The 17100-nt window shown below is 35.1% G+C and carries 14 protein-coding genes, 3 pseudogenes and 2 other annotated features; of the genes and pseudogenes, 9 read left to right on the top strand and 8 right to left on the bottom strand.

The window, feature by feature from the left end:
- Positions 1-14: 14 nt before the first annotated feature.
- From ABH960_RS12805 to ABH960_RS12795, 3 genes are all read right to left on the bottom strand, one after another.
- Positions 15-329: a 4a-hydroxytetrahydrobiopterin dehydratase gene (locus tag ABH960_RS12805; RefSeq protein WP_002167644.1), complete on the bottom strand. Its 315-nt coding sequence runs from the start codon at positions 327-329 to the stop codon at positions 15-17.
- Positions 310-2064 (bottom strand): aromatic amino acid hydroxylase, encoded by a 1755-nt coding sequence (locus tag ABH960_RS12800; protein ID WP_002167645.1) that lies wholly within the window; start codon positions 2062-2064, stop codon positions 310-312. The genes ABH960_RS12805 and ABH960_RS12800 overlap by 20 nt, the downstream gene beginning before the upstream one ends.
- A 162-nt stretch (positions 2065-2226) precedes the next feature.
- Positions 2227-2454: a binding site (T-box leader), on the bottom strand.
- Between the two features lie 51 nt (positions 2455-2505).
- Positions 2506-2734 (bottom strand) — a binding site (T-box leader).
- 70 nt (positions 2735-2804) lie between these two features.
- Positions 2805-5552, bottom strand: coding sequence for a S8 family peptidase (locus tag ABH960_RS12795; RefSeq protein ID WP_404445552.1), 2748 nt, complete (start codon positions 5550-5552; stop codon positions 2805-2807).
- A gap of 228 nt (positions 5553-5780) precedes the next feature.
- Between ABH960_RS12795 and ABH960_RS12790 the strand changes: the two are divergent.
- Positions 5781-7019 (top strand): annotated as a pseudogene (locus tag ABH960_RS12790) (TolB family protein).
- Between the two features lie 42 nt (positions 7020-7061).
- Here the strand turns inward: ABH960_RS12790 and ABH960_RS12785 are convergent.
- Positions 7062-7184: a DUF4023 domain-containing protein gene (locus ABH960_RS12785; protein ID WP_000071861.1), complete on the bottom strand. Its 123-nt coding sequence runs from the start codon at positions 7182-7184 to the stop codon at positions 7062-7064.
- A 72-nt stretch (positions 7185-7256) separates the two neighbouring features.
- Positions 7257-7595, bottom strand: coding sequence for a phosphoglycerate mutase (locus ABH960_RS12780; RefSeq protein ID WP_404445547.1), 339 nt, complete (start codon positions 7593-7595; stop codon positions 7257-7259).
- A gap of 169 nt (positions 7596-7764) precedes the next feature.
- Between ABH960_RS12780 and ABH960_RS12775 the strand changes: the two genes are divergently transcribed.
- The 3 genes and pseudogenes from ABH960_RS12775 (at position 7765) to ABH960_RS12765 (ending at position 9450) form a co-directional block, all read left to right on the top strand.
- A complete protein-coding gene (locus ABH960_RS12775) occupies positions 7765-8340 on the top strand; it encodes a histidine phosphatase family protein (protein ID WP_404445544.1) in 576 nt (191 codons plus the stop codon).
- Positions 8341-8685, top strand: a pseudogene (locus ABH960_RS12770) (delta-aminolevulinic acid dehydratase); the annotation flags it as partial.
- Between the two features lie 264 nt (positions 8686-8949).
- Positions 8950-9450, top strand: coding sequence for a DoxX family protein (locus ABH960_RS12765; protein ID WP_113935610.1), 501 nt, complete (start codon positions 8950-8952; stop codon positions 9448-9450).
- Between the two features lie 36 nt (positions 9451-9486).
- On the opposite strand, the gene ABH960_RS12760 is transcribed toward ABH960_RS12765, so the two are convergent.
- On the bottom strand, positions 9487-10371 hold the full coding sequence (locus ABH960_RS12760; protein WP_404445541.1) for an alpha/beta fold hydrolase: 885 nt from the start codon (positions 10369-10371) through the stop codon (positions 9487-9489).
- Between the two features lie 15 nt (positions 10372-10386).
- Positions 10387-11226: a GNAT family N-acetyltransferase gene (locus ABH960_RS12755; RefSeq protein ID WP_404445538.1), complete on the bottom strand. Its 840-nt coding sequence runs from the start codon at positions 11224-11226 to the stop codon at positions 10387-10389.
- Between the two features lie 269 nt (positions 11227-11495).
- Here ABH960_RS12755 and ABH960_RS12750 point away from each other — a divergent pair, with 269 nt between their 5' ends.
- Together ABH960_RS12750 and ABH960_RS12745 are read left to right on the top strand one after the other, a co-directional pair.
- Entirely contained in the window at positions 11496-12881 is a 1386-nt protein-coding gene (locus ABH960_RS12750) for an alkaline phosphatase (protein ID WP_113935607.1), read from the top strand.
- A 54-nt stretch (positions 12882-12935) separates the two neighbouring features.
- Positions 12936-13400: a hypothetical protein gene (locus ABH960_RS12745; protein ID WP_404445535.1), complete on the top strand. Its 465-nt coding sequence runs from the start codon at positions 12936-12938 to the stop codon at positions 13398-13400.
- A gap of 96 nt (positions 13401-13496) precedes the next feature.
- Here ABH960_RS12745 and ABH960_RS12740 read toward each other — a convergent pair whose 3' ends face one another.
- Positions 13497-14147, bottom strand: a complete 651-nt coding sequence (locus tag ABH960_RS12740) for a GTP pyrophosphokinase (protein WP_002015229.1) — start codon at positions 14145-14147, stop codon at positions 13497-13499.
- 291 nt (positions 14148-14438) lie between these two features.
- Here ABH960_RS12740 and ABH960_RS12735 point away from each other — a divergent pair.
- From ABH960_RS12735 to ABH960_RS12725, 3 genes and pseudogenes are all read left to right on the top strand, one after another.
- Positions 14439-15050 (top strand): annotated as a pseudogene (locus ABH960_RS12735) (YcdB/YcdC domain-containing protein); the annotation flags it as partial.
- 183 nt (positions 15051-15233) lie between these two features.
- The gene (gene sigK, locus ABH960_RS12730; RefSeq protein ID WP_000051382.1) at positions 15234-15947 is read left to right on the top strand and encodes an RNA polymerase sporulation sigma factor SigK; all 714 of its coding nucleotides are present in this window, start codon (positions 15234-15236) and stop codon (positions 15945-15947) included.
- 291 nt (positions 15948-16238) lie between these two features.
- Complete coding sequence (locus ABH960_RS12725) at positions 16239-17027, top strand: phosphatidylserine decarboxylase (RefSeq protein WP_113935604.1); 789 nt, start codon at positions 16239-16241, stop codon at positions 17025-17027.
- Positions 17028-17100: the final 73 nt, after the last annotated feature.

The following is a 17100-nucleotide window of genomic DNA, read 5'->3' as shown; positions in this document are numbered from 1 at the left end:
AGGCTTCTCTTTTTTCACTTTCTTATAATAGCTTTTTCATTTTGTAAAAATAGTTCATCAAATTGCTTTGCAAGGTCAAAATCTAGTTTCGTTAAACCTTTTGCATTCCATGATGACAAAGTAATAATGACTGCTTTATACTGGATAAGGATAAATGGGTGGTGATTATGTTCTTCTGATAGTTTGGCGGCTTCAGAGACAAATTCGACTCCTTTTAAGTAGTCGGAAAACATATATTTTCTTTCAATCCATTTTTCATCTTTCACTGTCCATTTATCCAGCTTTGTTAATTCCTCTTGTACTTCTTCATTAGTTAATCGTAGCATCATTTTTCACATCCTTTACCTGCAGTAACGCAAGACCATTGTTAATAAGACGTGTTACAGATTCTTCAGTTGTGAAAGTAGAAAGTTGTTGTAATAATGCTGCTGATGCTTCGTGTCCTTTGTTATGTTCTAAAAGCAATTCTAAAATTTCAAGACGAAGCAACCATTCTTTCGGATGAAATTTATTTAATACTTCTTGAATAGCTATTAATTGATCAGTATGAGTATCGTGTAAAATACTATCGTTACGTATATCTCGAACTGTTTGATACATACGTTCAAGCTTATTCAGTACAAGTGGATCAGGCGTTTCTTGTACTTCTTCATTCATCGGGAAAAATGCAGCCGCATCTGCCGCTCCTGGGAATACAGAAGTGATTTGTGAGCCGACAGCCATATCAAATGCTCCCCATGAAGGATCAAATAATAAGCGATCTTTATGAGTAACTGCACAATTTATAAAGGAGATAAGAGCAATTTTTTTATCATTCTTTACAATGTCTGTTACTGTTCCTTTTACATGAATGCCACTTGCAAAAGTAAACTCTGCACTGCTTCCAATTGTAATGCCTAATGATTGTAATTGTTCTTCTGTACAATTTTCTAATGCAATATCTCCATCTAGTAATCCGATTGGTGTCCCGAATCCATCGCTGTGCACAGATGTAGAATGATTTGCTAGTTGTTTATTATGAATTGCTAATGCAGTTGGTGAGCTTGTTCGTGTGTAAATAACTTCACCAGTATCATTTTTAATTGTCTCTGTAAATGTACCCGTAATTTGTAATCCACTACTTAGCTCAGTTGTAGCATGATTTTCGGAGCGGATTGCTTTTTCTAATCCTTCTGTTCCACCTGTTTTAAATGCCATCGTTGTAGAGAACTGCTCAAGGGCCTCAGTCAATTCTTCAAATGATTCACAAACAAATAGCTGTGGTTGCATTTTTGTTACATCATAAGTTGTCCCGGTGCAAGCTTCAATTGAGAATGGGACTTTCTTTACAGCGTTTGTTAAGCAATGCTTACTTTCACCGACAGAGGAAAGGAGACCAGCACCGTAAATTTTCGGATCATTTATATTGCCGATTAAGCCGTATTCCACTGTCCACCAGAATAAACGTGAAATTTGTTCTGCTTCTGATAAACCAGAAACTAAGTTTTGTTTTTCGATTACAGCATTTTCAGCAACTGCAACTTCTTCAGGTGTAGAAGTAGGGCTTTCTTTTACGATCGTTAATGTACGAACGGCTTCAAAAGCATCATGTTCTTCTTTTGTGGAGAAAGCTTTCGCTCCAATTTGTCCAAAGCGTTTCACATATTTTGCATATGTAGAATCAAGCAAAATCGGTGCGTGGCCTGCAGCTTCATGAACGATATCAGGAGCGGGTGTATACTCGATATTTTCTACTTTACGAATATCTGTTGCGATTGGTAGTAATCCATGCCCCTGAAAATCGAAGAATGCGACGCCGGGAATAAGTCCGTCAATCGTTACGGCACCCCAGCCGCTTGGTGCTAAACAGTCATTCATTTCTTCTACTTTTGGAATTGCATCTATATTAATACCAGATGATTGTAGTCCGTTAACATAGGATGGATGAGCAACATCTTTTAAGAAGCTATGGTTTTGTCTCATAATGTAACGCCAAACAGCGTGATTCACCGGTGTGTATTGATCATAATGCTGTGTGGATACGAATGGTTTTAAATGTGATGGAATTTCTTTTTTCTTTGTCATTTAGACGTCCTCCTTTTTCTCTATAAAAATGAATACCAGTTTTGTATAGCTTGTACCACCTCCTTTCAGAATTGTAAGCGCTTATAAAATTTTATCATAACATTCGAAATTCTTTAACAACTGTTTGCGTGAGAAATAGAAAAATCCCCTATCGGAAAGTCCGATAGGGGCGAAAAAATCGCGGTACCACCCTATTTGTAAGTGAAAATATACTTACATCTCAACTAATGATAACGGAAAAATCCCGTCTTTTCCTTCATGCATAAAAGCACTACGAAAAAGAAGCTCCAGAATTGTAATTCGTACTTATATATGTGCTAATTCCCACCGACCATTAGCTCTCTGAAACAGGGATACAAGATACTACTGCGATTCTTTCAACGCGTATATATGAAGTTATTTAAAAGGGAAGGACGCAAAAAATCCCCTATCGGAAAATCCGATAGGGACGATAAAAATCGCGGTACCACCCTATTTGTAAACAATTAATTGTTTACCACTTGCTTTAAGATAACGGAAAGATCCGTCTTTCTCTTCATGCATAAAAAGCATTACGGGAAAGAAGCTCCAGAATTGTAATTCACGCTTGTATATGTACTGATTCGCACCAACCATCAGTTCTCTGAGACAGGGATATAAGTCGCTACTAGTATTCCTTCAAAGCCGATATATAATTCGTTCAACTAAACTATGTTTTGTATTATAAAACTATATTTAAAAGCTTGTCAACAATAATTTTATTATCTCACTTCTAAATCGACGTTTAAATTAGACTTATTTCCAGCTGCATCGGTTGCTACAATATGAATTGTATTCTTTCCTTGTTGTAATTGACTACGATCGAAATAAATTTCATAGTTTTTCTCCCAAGGATTTAGGTATGCACTTTCCCATGCTCCATTTCCGTTAATTTCATACTGTATCGTTACGGGATGTCCTGGAGCAACCCATCCGGATTCTGCCATCCAATCCAAAAGTATATCATCTACTTTACCTCTAATTACGAGGTTTTCTTGATCTACTTCAGACGATAATTTCGGTGCAGTACGATCGACAAACACAGCTCCTGTCTGTTTCGTTTCTCCACCAGAGTTAGAAGCAACAGCTTCGATTTGGTATAAGCCATCAGGTAGAGGAGATCCGTCGGTTTTCGTACCATTCCATTTGAAAGATTTATAACCAGGTGTTTCGTTTTTACCTTGATGTATCATGCCTTGATATGTTACACGGTCTTTCGTAATTAAATTAGCGTGAAATGTTACATCCTCCACTGGTGTAACTAAATAGTAATTGATCAGGTTGTCATCTAGTATTCCATCATTATTTGGACTAAAAGTAGAATTAACGATTTCAAGACCATCAATACGTTTGTATTCTTTCGGATCAATGCTAAACGTAAATGGAATACGCATTTCTTCAGTCTTACCTTGCTCTTTCACATATAGATTTCCCGTATATACACCTTGTGGTAAGGAGCTATCTACATTAATAGTAAAAGGCTTTTCGATGTTACTATTAGGTTTCACACTAATAGAAGAAGAGAAAGAAGTCTGGACTTTTGTTTTTGTATCTAGTAATTCAATGCGAGTTGAAAAGTTTTTCTTTTTGTTAGAAAGATTTTGTAATGTAATATTTTGTGTTAACTTCACTTTGCCGCTATTAGGTTTAATAAGACCGAAACTTACATTGTTAGGTTTCACTAATGCATCTGTTTGGGCTGCTTTTGGAATGTTAATTAAACCAGATCCTTGTGCCATGACAGGATATGTATTTTCATTGACATCCTTTAATGTTTTTGCAGTGTTGGCAAGAGCTGCTTTCAATTGTTCTGTCGTCCAATCAGGATACATTTGACGCAGCAGGGCAACGGCTCCCGCCACTTGTGGCGCAGCCATACTTGTTCCGTTGTGAGATTCATAGCCACCTATCGGCACTGTACTAGTAATTTGTACTCCAGGTGCAACGATATCAGGCTTTATTAGCCAACTACCTTGTGATGGTCCTCTTGAACTAAAGTTACCAATAAGTTCTGTTTGCTTTGGTTGTCCAATTTTTATATTTTTCTTTCGTTTTGTAATTAAAGTTTTTAACTCTTCGCCATTTGTATTTGATAGTTGCATAACTGGAAGAGCTACATCTTCACGTACAAAATATTCGGGCATAAGATTAATTTCTTTTTCGTTAGAAATTAGTAGCACGCCAAGAGCGCCAGCTTGTTTCGCTTGTTCTGCTTTTACTAACGTGCTTGAAGTTCCTTGTAAAACAAGGGCGAACTTACCTTTCACATCTTGTTTAGCGTAATCACTTGAATTACCGTAGCCAACATATACAAGCTGAGCATCGTTGCCTACTTGGAAATCTGATTTTGATAACGGTAATCCTTGGTAAGATTTATTGGAACCAGCTACTTGGAATGTTGGAAATGGAATAGAAACTGTAGATGCTCCAACAGAGATGACACTACTTGCGTTACCAGGAGCGTCAACAGACCAAGGCTTTGGTCCATCATTCCCATTTGAGACGACTGCAGTAACACCAAGTTTTGCTGCGCGTTCTAACGTCATTGTTACAGGTTGATCAGGTACATTCAAATCTTGACCAAGAGATAGATTTAAAACATCAGCACCATCTTGAATAGCGCGCTCAATACCTTGAATAATATCTTCGGTCGTACCAGTACCACCATCATTCATGACACGGTAAGCGAGTATAGAAGCATTAGGAGCGACTCCCTTTATTTTTCCGTTACCAGCGATAATTCCAGCAACATGGGTACCGTGGACGTTTCCATCCATCGGATCGTTATCTTCATCGACTGTATCGTAGCCACCAATATAATTTGCTTGTAAATCAGGGTGGGTATAGTCTACACCTGAATCGATAATAGCGACTTTCATTCCTTTTCCATCAAGGGGTTTGCCAGTTGGATCTTTTAAATTCCATGCTTCAGGTGCACCAATTGTCGGTCCACCGATATTTGGTGCTTCTTCGTTAGTAGCGCTTTTTGATGTCTCATGTAATTTATATGTTAAGTTCGGATAAATTGCTTTTACTTCAGGTAAAGAAGCTAAAGCAGCAATTTGATCTCCTGGGATAGAAATAGAAAACCCAGAAAATAATGTACTATATGTTTCTTTTATCGTTGCCTTCGGTGCTTTTTCTTTAATTTTTTTTGTTGTATCCTCTTGTGCCTTTTTTAGTTGTGCATGGTATGATTGCACATTGCTATTTTTTAGGTCCGGAGCATGCTGAATGTTACTTTGTGAAGCGAGTGGAGCATGTTGTAATTCTACAATGACTGAAATTTCTTTTGATGTTTTTGTTTCAACATTTTGCGCGATTTTGTTTTCGCCCCATTGTTCAATATTCGCTTTTAACTGTGGACTAAATTGCTTCTCTTTTTGCAGTGACTCAGCATGGGCGCTTAAAGCTCCAAAACTCGAAAAGACGAGCGCCATACTTAATAGTGTAGATGTAGTTTTTTTCATTGAAAATCCCCCTAATAAAAAGTGCTAATATTCCGAAAAGTTATCTTACATTTTTATCATTAAATATAAAAACGAATGTTGGCTAAACTATATTTTCGACATAATTCATACCAATCCTCTTTGAATTGAAAATTTCTTGGGAAATTTTTTGGGATTATGTCGAATGGATATTTTTCACATATTGTAGGTGGGAAGTGAGGAATGCTATGAGGGAAATGGAGGGGTGTTATGAAAAGGCTCATAGTAAGTGGTAGCGTATTGTTGTTCATTTTTTTATGCTTAGTTACTATTACTAGCGCAGAAAATAATGAAGTGAAAGTTGCCTTTATTCGTAATCATAATCTATGAATTAAAGTCGGTGAGAAAGAAAAACAAATTACAAAAGGAGAGTACATAACAGGGCCGAAATGGTCCCATAATGGAGAATGGCTTGCATATGCAAAAGGAAAGGAGCGAAATCATTTTGAACTGTATCGGCTGAAAGATGGAAAGAAAGTTACACCATCTCAATCAGAAGCATCGAATTATCGATGGTCACCAACAGAGAATATAATTGCATTTATATTTACAGGTACATTAAACATATTTGATGCAGAAAAAAAGATTGCCGATTTTGAAAATGTAGCCAATGGTGTAGGGGATTATGCTTGGTACCCAGACGGACAGAGGTTTTTTGTTTCCTCTGAAGCGTACTTGCTTCCAACAGGGTGGACAGGTGCTCAGTTATATGAAATACAAAAGGATGCAAATATGAATCCGCACAAAATGAAACATATATATGCATTACCAAATGAGCACGATGATTTTTTAGCGTTAGTCGCAAGTGGATTTAAGTGGTCACCAAATCAAAAATGGATCTCATTTTTAGCGGTGCCAACAGCTTCACGGTCAGCTGATAGTAATACACTTTGTTTAATACGAGCAGATGGCAGTCGTTTTGAAAATATAGATCAAATGCTGTTAAACACACAATGGTTCAAATGGGCGCCATCAAAAAATATATTAGCATATATTGAAGGAAGCGGGAGAGTTGCATTAGAGAATAAACATTTAAAAGTAAAAGAACTGCCGGCATTACAGCAGAACACATTTACTCCAAAAGGATATGTTGATTGGGATTTCACATGGAAGAACGATAATGTAATTATCATTTCAAGGGCAAAGGAAGCAGATTTATCTTTACCTCTAGAAAAAAGACCACTACCATCTTTATATGAGATAAATAGTATAAATGATGAACAACATCGAATTACAAAGCCACCTAATAGCCAAGGTGATTATAATCCTATTTTTATTAAGAAGAGTAACCAATTAATGTGGATCCGTTCGAATCGTAAGAAAGCTGATGCATGGCTTGCTCATAGCGATGGGAAATATGAAAAGAAGTGGATTGAAAATATAGATGTGCCAGAGTGGTATTATGAGAAATGGAATTGGGAAGATGTCCTTTCGGTTAAAGATGAGTAAAAAACCTGCCTAAAATATAATTTTTAGGCAGGTTTTTTAATGTTATTTATGTGTTTTATTTGGCTTTTTTTTCGCAGGGTTTCCGTTCCCTTGGCGCTTTCTATTTTGTTCATCTTTTGCTTGTTTTTCATGTAATGTATCTAAAAAGTCATTTGAGTTACTCATTTTTATATCTCTCCTTTTTTCATTGCGTCCTAATTACTATAACCATTTAGGAGGATAATCATGAGATAAAAGTTAAGCGCTTAGTTTTCTTCGGTAGTATAAGTAAAATAGTCCATACGTAATGAATAACATGAATAAAATTTGTAACTCTACATTTTCTTTAAAAATAGTTGCGACAGGATCTGGTAAATAAGGTGATGTATCGCTCGTTCCTAAACCTAACCATTTGTTTAAGAGGTTCATGATACAAAATATGAAAACACCGGACCAGCTTGCGATAATTGCTTTTTGCTTAATTTTCGTTTTACGTTCATCATCTGTAATCCAAGGATTAGCAGTTTTATCACTAATAAAAAAGCCATTTATGTATCCCCATATGATTATTCCGATAAAGATGATAATCCATTTCATATTTGTATTCCTCCCCTTGTTGTAAAAAGTTTTTTACATATATAATTGTAATGTTTTCCAAATGTTGATGTCAAACACTTTTTACATTCTTCTTTTAAAAATAGCAGGAGTAAAGAAAAAAATAGGGAAGAAATATGTGAGACCATTTTCTAGTGAGAGGAAGAGGAGAATGAAACTTGTCTTTGTTCGGCATGGTGAAGGTGAGCATACGAAAGATTTACCATTAAGTTTACAAGCGGCGAATCCGTCATTGACGGGTGTGGGAAAGAAGCAGGCTAAATTGCTTCAGTGCGATGTACCATTACAAGAAAAGGATATATTAATCGTTAGTCCTACACTTCGAACTTTACAAACTGCGACAATATGGAGTGCGGAAGTCGCTTGTCAAAAAATTGTTCATCCATATGTATCCCCGCGTATTTTTCCTTATCGGGAATCCGCCAAAACATTGCCATGCGATCAATTGTTAGATCGAAAGATAATGAAAAATTTATTTTCACATTTTTCATTAGAAGAAAGTACAAATGAATTGTTATGGAATGAGGGAATCAATATCATCTCAGAGAAGGAATTTCAGCAAATAGTAGATGAATTTCTGCATTGGTGCTATCAGTTAAAAGCAGAAAAAATTTGTATCGTTGCACACGATGGAACAATTACAGCGTATAGGCAATATTTACAGAAAGTCGCTTTAACTAGAGCTGATTTTTTGAAAGAAACGGGTATATATGAAATGGACTTATAGGAGAGAAAATTTGTAATGGAAGAGTTAGGAGAAGATGTGTACGACTTAAATGGGCCGAGAGTATACTTTAGCGTAGCGGAAATTAAGTAATATGCAAAATTGCATATTACACATATTGTAAATGGTTGGTATAAGTTTGGGGAGTTGAAACTAGTAGAATCCTTTTTACATAGTGGTGTAAAATCATATGTTGGATTGATAGATTATGTAGATGGAAATGTAGCACTTATGTTTACAATACGCTTATTTTACAGGCTTATTAACCATGACAAAATGTTAGAAGAAGCTGTTCAAGAAGCTAGATTAATCGATGAGGAGACACATACATTTCGATTATATAAATAGCGTGAAAAACATTTATTCTATATTCGAATAAATGTTTTTCACATTTAACTCACAGTTTTTTTACACTTTATTCAATGAAAATGATTATCACCTGTGGTATGATATGTTCAAGTTTTTACAGGTAATAAAAGTTACTATATATACGTTAGTATTTAATGTTTTGTACACATGTCACGAATTATTCACAATTAACATTTTAAAAGTAAGTAACTAATGTTATTATATTATCTGTAACTGACTTAATTACAACTTTAGGAGGAAGATATGATTATTCAATTTTTAAGAGAAAACAAAGCAGTTTCTTTTGTATTAGCGATAATTCGAGTGTATCTTGGTTACACATGGGTAATGGCTGGAATCGGTAAACTACAAGGAAAAGGCTTCGATGCAACTGGTTATTTACAAGGTGCAATTGAAAAATCTAAAGGAGCACAACCAGCTGTTCAATCTTGGTGGGCATCATTCTTACAAGATTTTGCAATTCCAAACGTTGACTTATTTAATACACTTGTGACGTGGGGAGAAATTTTAGTCGGAATTGGTTTAATTGTAGGCTGTTTAACAAAAACAGCGGTCTTTTTCGGTCTTTTAATGAACTTTTCCTATATGTTTAGTGGGTCAATTGGTGTAAACCCTGAAATGGTTATCTTATCCATGTTCGTTCTTGTTTCTGGTATGAATGCTGGAAAACTTGGAATTGATGGCTTAGTTATTCCAAAAGTACTAGGATCAAAAATTCAAAAACGCCAAAAGCAAGCTGCTTAATATATGAAAACGGGTATCTCAAAATGAGATACCCGTTTATTTTTCAGCACTTATAGGATTTTTCTCGAAGAAATCTTTTACATACCCTACAAATTCTTGTGGCTCTTGACGAAATGGAGCATGATAACCTTTTTCAATAATATGGAAATTGCTATTTTTTAAGAATTGATGATAAGTTTCTCCTTCTTTCCAAGAAACGCTATTATCATTTCTTCCCCATATAATTAAAGTTGGTTGCTTGATTTCAGTTGCATTGATTTGAAGACGCCTAGGCCATAATTTCATTTTATTATAATGCTCTTCATCATTACGCTTGAATTTAACTTTGCTCTCATCATAATCTGCAATAGAAGAAACGGTACTTAAATCAGTCGACAACTTTGGTTTTGGTGAACCTTGTTTATTAACGAACGTATGAGGGCCGCCTGTAGCATCAGTTAAAATAAGGTGGGTAACCGCTTCGGGGTATAAATATGTTAAATTAAGAGAAATTTCTCCGCCCATAGAATGTCCCAGTATTGCGAATGAGTCATACCCTAGTTTTTTCATTAACTTATAATACAAATTTGCATGAGTTGGGAAAGAATAATAAAAATCCATCGGTTTAGAGGAACGTCCGAATCCTAAAGCATCAACAGAAATAATCGTATGATCTTTTGCTAAATCTGAGTAAACCTTTTGAAAACCATCGGATGATCCTCCAAATCCATGGATCATAAGTAAAGGTGGTTTTTCATCACCAATCTTTTTAAAGTAAATCGTTTGACCATCTATCTCTACCATTTTTTCCTCGGTAGCTAGTTTCGCTGTAATTGTATTTTTAACTTGTTTTACTTGTTCTACTGGCTTTTCTGCTGCACTACATCCTACTAATAGTGTAAGAGTAAGACAACCTACCATAAAATAGCTAAATTGCTTCAATTAGGTGTCTCCTTTCTAACATAATGCTGCATCTATCATAGCAAATAGTATATTACGATTTCCAGGAAGTTGATTACCATTCTTTATCATAAGAGGTGAAAGGAGCGTTTCCTGGAAATTTTCTGTTTGAAGAAATTGACGGAAAATGAATTGTGAGTGCGGAACATCAATGCGTATTGACCCATTCCACGAGTTACAAATTATTTCTAATAACTGAATAGCGTCTTTTTCTTTTTTTGAAATAAGTGGAGTGATACATAGTACATCTCCTTTTTGTATGCATAAAGCAAAAGCATCTATTTGATTATCCCGCTCTATTTTAAAGGAGTAAGTTGCTCTCGATAGTAGTGATAAATAAAGATTAGAACGATCTGCACCAGTCGCAGTTTGATCAAGAAAAATGAGAGATTGAAGATCGGCTTGCTGAATTTGTTTTATGGGAAAAGAATTTATACTTATATGAGCCGCTTGTTTTTCGAAACGATGAATTGTTGTTATTGATTGAAATCCATAAGATTCATATAAGGATTCACCAGCTTTTGTTGCAATGAGCGTAATAGGGAGCGATGGATAAGTTACTTTTAAGCTATTGTTTAACAAAATACGGCCAATTCCTTTTCTTTGAAAATCAGGATGCACGATTAACATACCGATAGAAGAATATCCAGGGGCAAACGAAAAGACCCCGCCCGCTGCAATAAGTTTATTCTCATGTACATAGCCAAAAATTGTGCCAATGGAAAGGTACATATGGAATTGCTCTTTCATAAAACTCTCATGCTGTAACCACCCGACTGATTTGCAAAGAGAGAGTAAGGCTGGAATGGAAGATTCGTCTAGTTTTACTGTTTTCATAAAGTTCACCATATTTCTATTTAAATTAGAAAAAATAAGAATAATATTACGAAATGTAAAATAATAGGTTCGTATTAAAAGAAATCCAACATGTTTATATTTATCTTTGTAAAGGGGAGTATGCTTGATATGAAAAGACAAACTTATACAAATTATAACTTAAATTTACATAAGTTAACAAAAAATTTACATATAACTCATTTTCTCTTAACAGTCTTCTATTAAATTTGATAGTGGGAAATGAATAACCTAATTAGGGGGACAAGACAGTGAAAAAGTTTGTAAAAAAAGCATGGCCATTTGCAGTTGTGGCGTCGTTAGCAGTTACTTCAGTAGCAACATGGAATTTTACGCGTTCTAGTGAGGTTAATGCAGATGAGAACGGAAACAATGCAAAAATTAAAAATGTCATTGTATTAATTGGGGACGGTATGGGGCCTTCATATATGACAGCTCATCGTTATATGAAAGATAATCCAAAAACATTTGAGATGGAATCTACAGAATTTGATAAGCATCTTGTAGGAACACAAAAAACATATCCAGAAGATGAACATGAAAATATTACAGACTCTGCATCGGCAGCTACTGCGATGTCAGCAGGTATAAAAACATATAACGCAGCTATTGCAGTAGATAATGATAAAGCTGAAGTGAAAACAGTATTGGAGCAAGCGAAAGAAAAAGGGAAGTCAACGGGACTCGTTGCAACTTCTGAAATTACGCATGCAACACCAGCTGCATTCGGTGCACATGATATTAGTCGTAAAAATATGGACGCAATTGCAAATGATTACTTTGATGAGAAAATTAAAGGTAAGCATAAAATAGATGTTATGCTTGGCGGTGGTGTAAATAACTTTGTTAGAAAAGACCGCAATCTTACAGAAGAATTTAAGAAGTCTGGTTATAGTTATGTAACAGATCGTAATCAATTATTAAATGATAAAAGCGATCAAGTTCTTGGCTTATTTGCACCAGGCGGTTTAGACAAAATGATTGACCGTACTGACAAAACACCTTCATTAGAAGAGATGACAAATGCAGCGATTGAGCGCTTGAACAAAAATAAAGACGGTTTCTTCTTAATGGTCGAAGGTAGTCAAATTGATTGGGCTGGACATGATAATGATATTGTCGGTGCAATGAGTGAAATGGAAGACTTCGAAAAAGCGTTTAAAGCAGCAATTGAGTTTGCGAAAAAAGATAAGAACACATTAGTTGTTGCAACTGCAGATCATTCTACTGGCGGATTATCTTTAGGTGCGAATGGTGAGTATAATTTTAAAGTAGATCCGATTAAAGCTGCGAAACGTACGCCAGACTTTATGGCAAGTGAGATTGTAAAAGGTGCAAATGTAGAAGAAACATTGAAAAAGTATATTGATCTACAATTAACACCAGAAGAAATTAAAGCTGTAAATGATATAGCTCCATCAAAAGATGTAACAAAGATTGATAATGCAATTGAAGATATCTTCAATAAGCGTTCGGTTACAGGTTGGACAACGGGTGGACATACAGGTGAAGATGTGAACGTATATGCATTCGGACCAGGTAAATACTTATTCTCTGGCGTTCAAGAGAATACAAATATAGCTAAACGTGTCTTTGACATTATTGGCGGCGGCGATCCAAATAAAGGAAGACGCTAATTATAAATGAAAGTGAGGCGAAATGCCTCACTTTTCTTTTTAGGAGATGGAAAGATGAGCGTTTTTTTAGGGAAATTAAGATTCCTTCTAGTATTTGTATTATTGCTAGTTGGATGTCAATCTCAAGAGAATAATATAGAACAAAAATCTGCTGGAAAAACTGAGGGAAAGGTACATATAACGAAAGAAGAAGAGAAATTCATTCAAGATGTTATTGAGGCATTTGTACGGACGACGAATGAAAAAAATCTTGCTGAACATATGGAGTTATTTTCAAAGAAGATGCCTGGTGCTGAAGACTTAAAAACACAAAAGGAAGCGGCATTTCAAAAGGGAAATAAGAAAATAGAGTTAGAACGTATGAATATGAAAGCTCTTAAAGGTGGGCTTGTTATTGTTGAAACGGAGGAAAAAGAAGTAGATGGAGGGGTTACTCTTCAAAAGAAAATGCGGTATGCACTTGGAAAAGAAGACGAAGGGTGGAAGATTGAAGAGGTTCGTACGATAGAGAAGAAATAAAGTGAAACTTTAATCAGTGGGGGTTTTGTCCATCCCCCACTGATTATTAGCCATCACCAATCGGGATAAACAAGGTTCTCATAGGAGAGAACCTTGTTATAGTGGTAATAAAATTTGGTTTGAACATGCTTCAATGTCATCAATATCTTGACGGATTGTTGCCATCTTATTATCGAGATCTTCAGCTTTCATAGCAGCGTCATGTAGTTCATCCTTCAAATAATCAGGTATATTTCCTTCATATTTGTAGTAAAGTTTATGTTCTAAACTTGCCCAAAAGTCCATCGCAAGTGTACGTAATTGAATTTCTGCAAAGACATCTTTCGTACCAGAATTTAGTGACAATGGATATTTAATAATCATATGCAAACTTTTATAGCCATTTCCTTTTGGATTAGCAATATAATCTTTTACTTCTACAATTTCCATATCTCCACGATTTTCAATAACTTCTTTTAAATGATAAATATCTTCTACAAAGCAACATGTAATACGGATGCCAATAATATCCTGTAATTGTGTTTGAGCATTTTCAACTGTTGGTGATAAGTTTTTACGCTCAAGCTTCCTGATGATACTTTCGGGTTGTTTAAGTCTTGTTTTTATATGTTCAAACGGGTTGTAGTCTTCTAAAAATTGAGCTTCCCGGTTCATAATTTCAAATTTAGTTTTTAACTCTTCTAAAGCAAATGTATAAGGTAATACAAAAGCTTTCCAGTAGTTAACGGTTGATTGGTTATATTCCATTTATATACACACCTTTTCTTATTTACAAGTGAAGTTGTTATTATACTAAACACCAAATCATGTAGGCGCAAGCAGCAAATGATGAGATCATAAAGCGATATTTAGTTTTCATCTTTTCAACCCCCTTTCAAATGAAATTATATATGAATAAACGTCATTGTTAGTAATTTCACTATGTACAATTCTTATAGTAATAGATTCATGTGAAATTCGTATGAACTAATTGTTTCAGCTTTTTGTCTTTTTGCTAATGATTTTTGGTTTTGTTTGTTATAATTACCTTAAATTGTAATAATGAATGAATTCTTTAAAAAGCATTTACCGATGTTAAAATATAATAATTTAGTTGGCATTACGATTGATAAATCAACCAATGAATTAATTGGTTTTATAAAACTGGCAGACGATAAAGAAGTAAAACAAATACTGTCTAGCGAGGAATGTTTACAAAAAGCACTTCAATTTTTAGAACGAGTTATTCCAGATATCACACAATATCTTCGTCTTTGGGAAGAACGTGAAGAAGCAGAAGATGGGATTGAAAGATTTACCTTTTCCGTATATGTGAATGGGATTCCAATAGACTATATGCAATTTATGATCAACATCAATACAGAAAATGGTGCTGTGATGCACTACTCAGGAGAATCTAGCAACTTTATAAAAGAATTACTTGCATATGAAACAACACCAAAAGTAACAAAAGAAAAAGCGTTAGAAATATATAAAGAGGTCATTCGAGTAAAATTAGAATGGTGTATAGATCATGATGCAGAGGAAATGAAATATAAACTGCTGTATAAACAAACGATGAGTGAAAATCATAAAGAATCCGTCGATTGTAGTCGGAAAATTCGTTACATAGATGCGCATACTGGAGAGAAAATTTGGAGTGAATATTAGTAAAAGCCAATCGATACGTTTCGATTGGCTTTTACTATGTTTATAGAAAAATTTAATGATTAGCGTTGAGTGGTTTAAGAATGCCATTAAGTTAAGAGTTCCATATTTACATCGTACAGACACAAACAACCTCATGCCCACATACACATAGTAAAGACCACTATTTTGGCGGAGGTGAAAGGTTTGAGTCTATTCGCCGCAATTGGATATATGGTTCGAGAAGTGTTTGTATTTGTTTCTTATGTGAAGAACAATGCGTTCCCGCAGCCGTTATCATCAGATGATGAGAGAAAGTACTTAGAGTTAATGGAGCAAGGTGATGCTCAAGCGAGAAATCTTTTAATTGAACATAATTTACGGCTTGTAGCTCATATTGTTAAGAAATTCGAAAACACTGGTGAAGATGCAGAAGATTTAATTTCAATTGGTACCATTGGGCTTATTAAAGCGATTGAAAGCTATTCAGCAGGGAAAGGAACTAAGCTTGCAACATATGCAGCACGCTGTATCGAAAATGAAATTTTGATGCATTTACGTGTGCTGAAGAAAACGAAAAAAGACGTTTCACTTCATGATCCGATTGGGCAAGATAAAGAGGGTAATGAAATATCACTTATTGATATATTAAAATCAGAATCTGAAGATGTAATTGATATGATTCAGCTTAGTATGGAGTTAGAAAAAATTAAAGAGTATATCGATATTTTGGACGAACGAGAGAAAGAAGTAATTGTGAAGCGTTTTGGACTTGGGCTTGATAAAGAGAAAACACAGAGGGAGATTGCGAAGGCACTCGGTATTTCAAGAAGCTACGTATCGCGAATTGAAAAGCGTGCTTTAATGAAAATGTTCCATGAATTTGTGCGGGCTGAGAAAGAGAAAAAAGCAAAAGAATAATGTGTATTGTAAGCAGCTACACTTTAAAAGTGGCTGCTTTTCTTTCGGGAAAACGGAAAGAAAACGAGCTGTTCTAAGAAGAAATACATGTTCACTGTTGAAAATGGCGGGTTCTATCTGTAATATTAGAAGGTGCTAAACAATTTAAGAATAAAAATTATACTTAGTTTTTCTTCGTGTATAACGAGACGGCTCCATTCTATATGTGGGAATAAGAACCAATTTTACATATGATATAGAGAGAAAAGAAGGGGAAACTAAAGTTATAGGCTGATTAGGAGGTTTCGTAATTTGCGACGGACATTATATCGACTTATGATCGAACTTACAAATGGTCGTTTTACTTCTTATATATTACGTAAATTTGCACAATCTCGTTTGAGCTCTATCATTATTCCATCGTATGTGAAAGTTTTTCAAATTAATCAAGATGAGATGGAAAAGGGTTTGAAGGAATATCGAACATTGCATGATTTATTTACACGTAGGCTAAAAGAAGGAAAGCGTAGTATTGATACTGATGCATCGAGTATCGTTAGTCCTGTTGATGGTGTTTTTGCTGATAAAGGTCCTATTGAGGATACAAAAACATTCGATATAAAAGGAAAGCGTTATTCAATTGTGGATATGCTAGGTAATGAAGAGCGTGCAAAGAGATATGCAGGCGGTACATATATGGTAATTTATTTGAGCCCAAGTCATTATCATCGTATTCATAGCCCGCTTTCTGGCTCTGTGACTGAAAGATTTGTACTCGGTAGAAAATCATATCCGGTAAATGCAGCGGGTATGGAGTATGGGAAAGAACCATTGTCAAAAAATTATCGCTCTGTTACAGAAGTAAATAGTGACGGCGAACATATGGCACTTGTAAAAGTAGGTGCTATGTTTGTTAATAGTATCGAGCTTCTTCATGAAAGAAGTACTGTTCAAAAAGGTGAAGAGATGGCATACTTTACATTTGGCTCAACAGTTGTTTTATTATTTGAAAAAGATATGATTGAAGCAGTGCAGGAATTGACAAGTGGGCAAGAGTTGCGTCTTGGTGAAAAAATTGCAACCCGAGTATCTCATAAGTAAAGAAAAGATTTTATAATATACTTATGAAGCTCTAATTAAGAAATGTGGACAAAGATGCTTAATGGAGAAATCC

Origin of the sequence: Bacillus sp. RC252, assembly GCF_044909215.1 — a bacterium.
Taxonomy (GTDB): domain Bacteria; phylum Bacillota; class Bacilli; order Bacillales; family Bacillaceae_G; genus Bacillus_A; species Bacillus_A mycoides.
The sequence above is the reverse complement of the archived record's forward strand: the minus strand, read 5'-3'. Positions and strand labels throughout refer to the sequence as shown.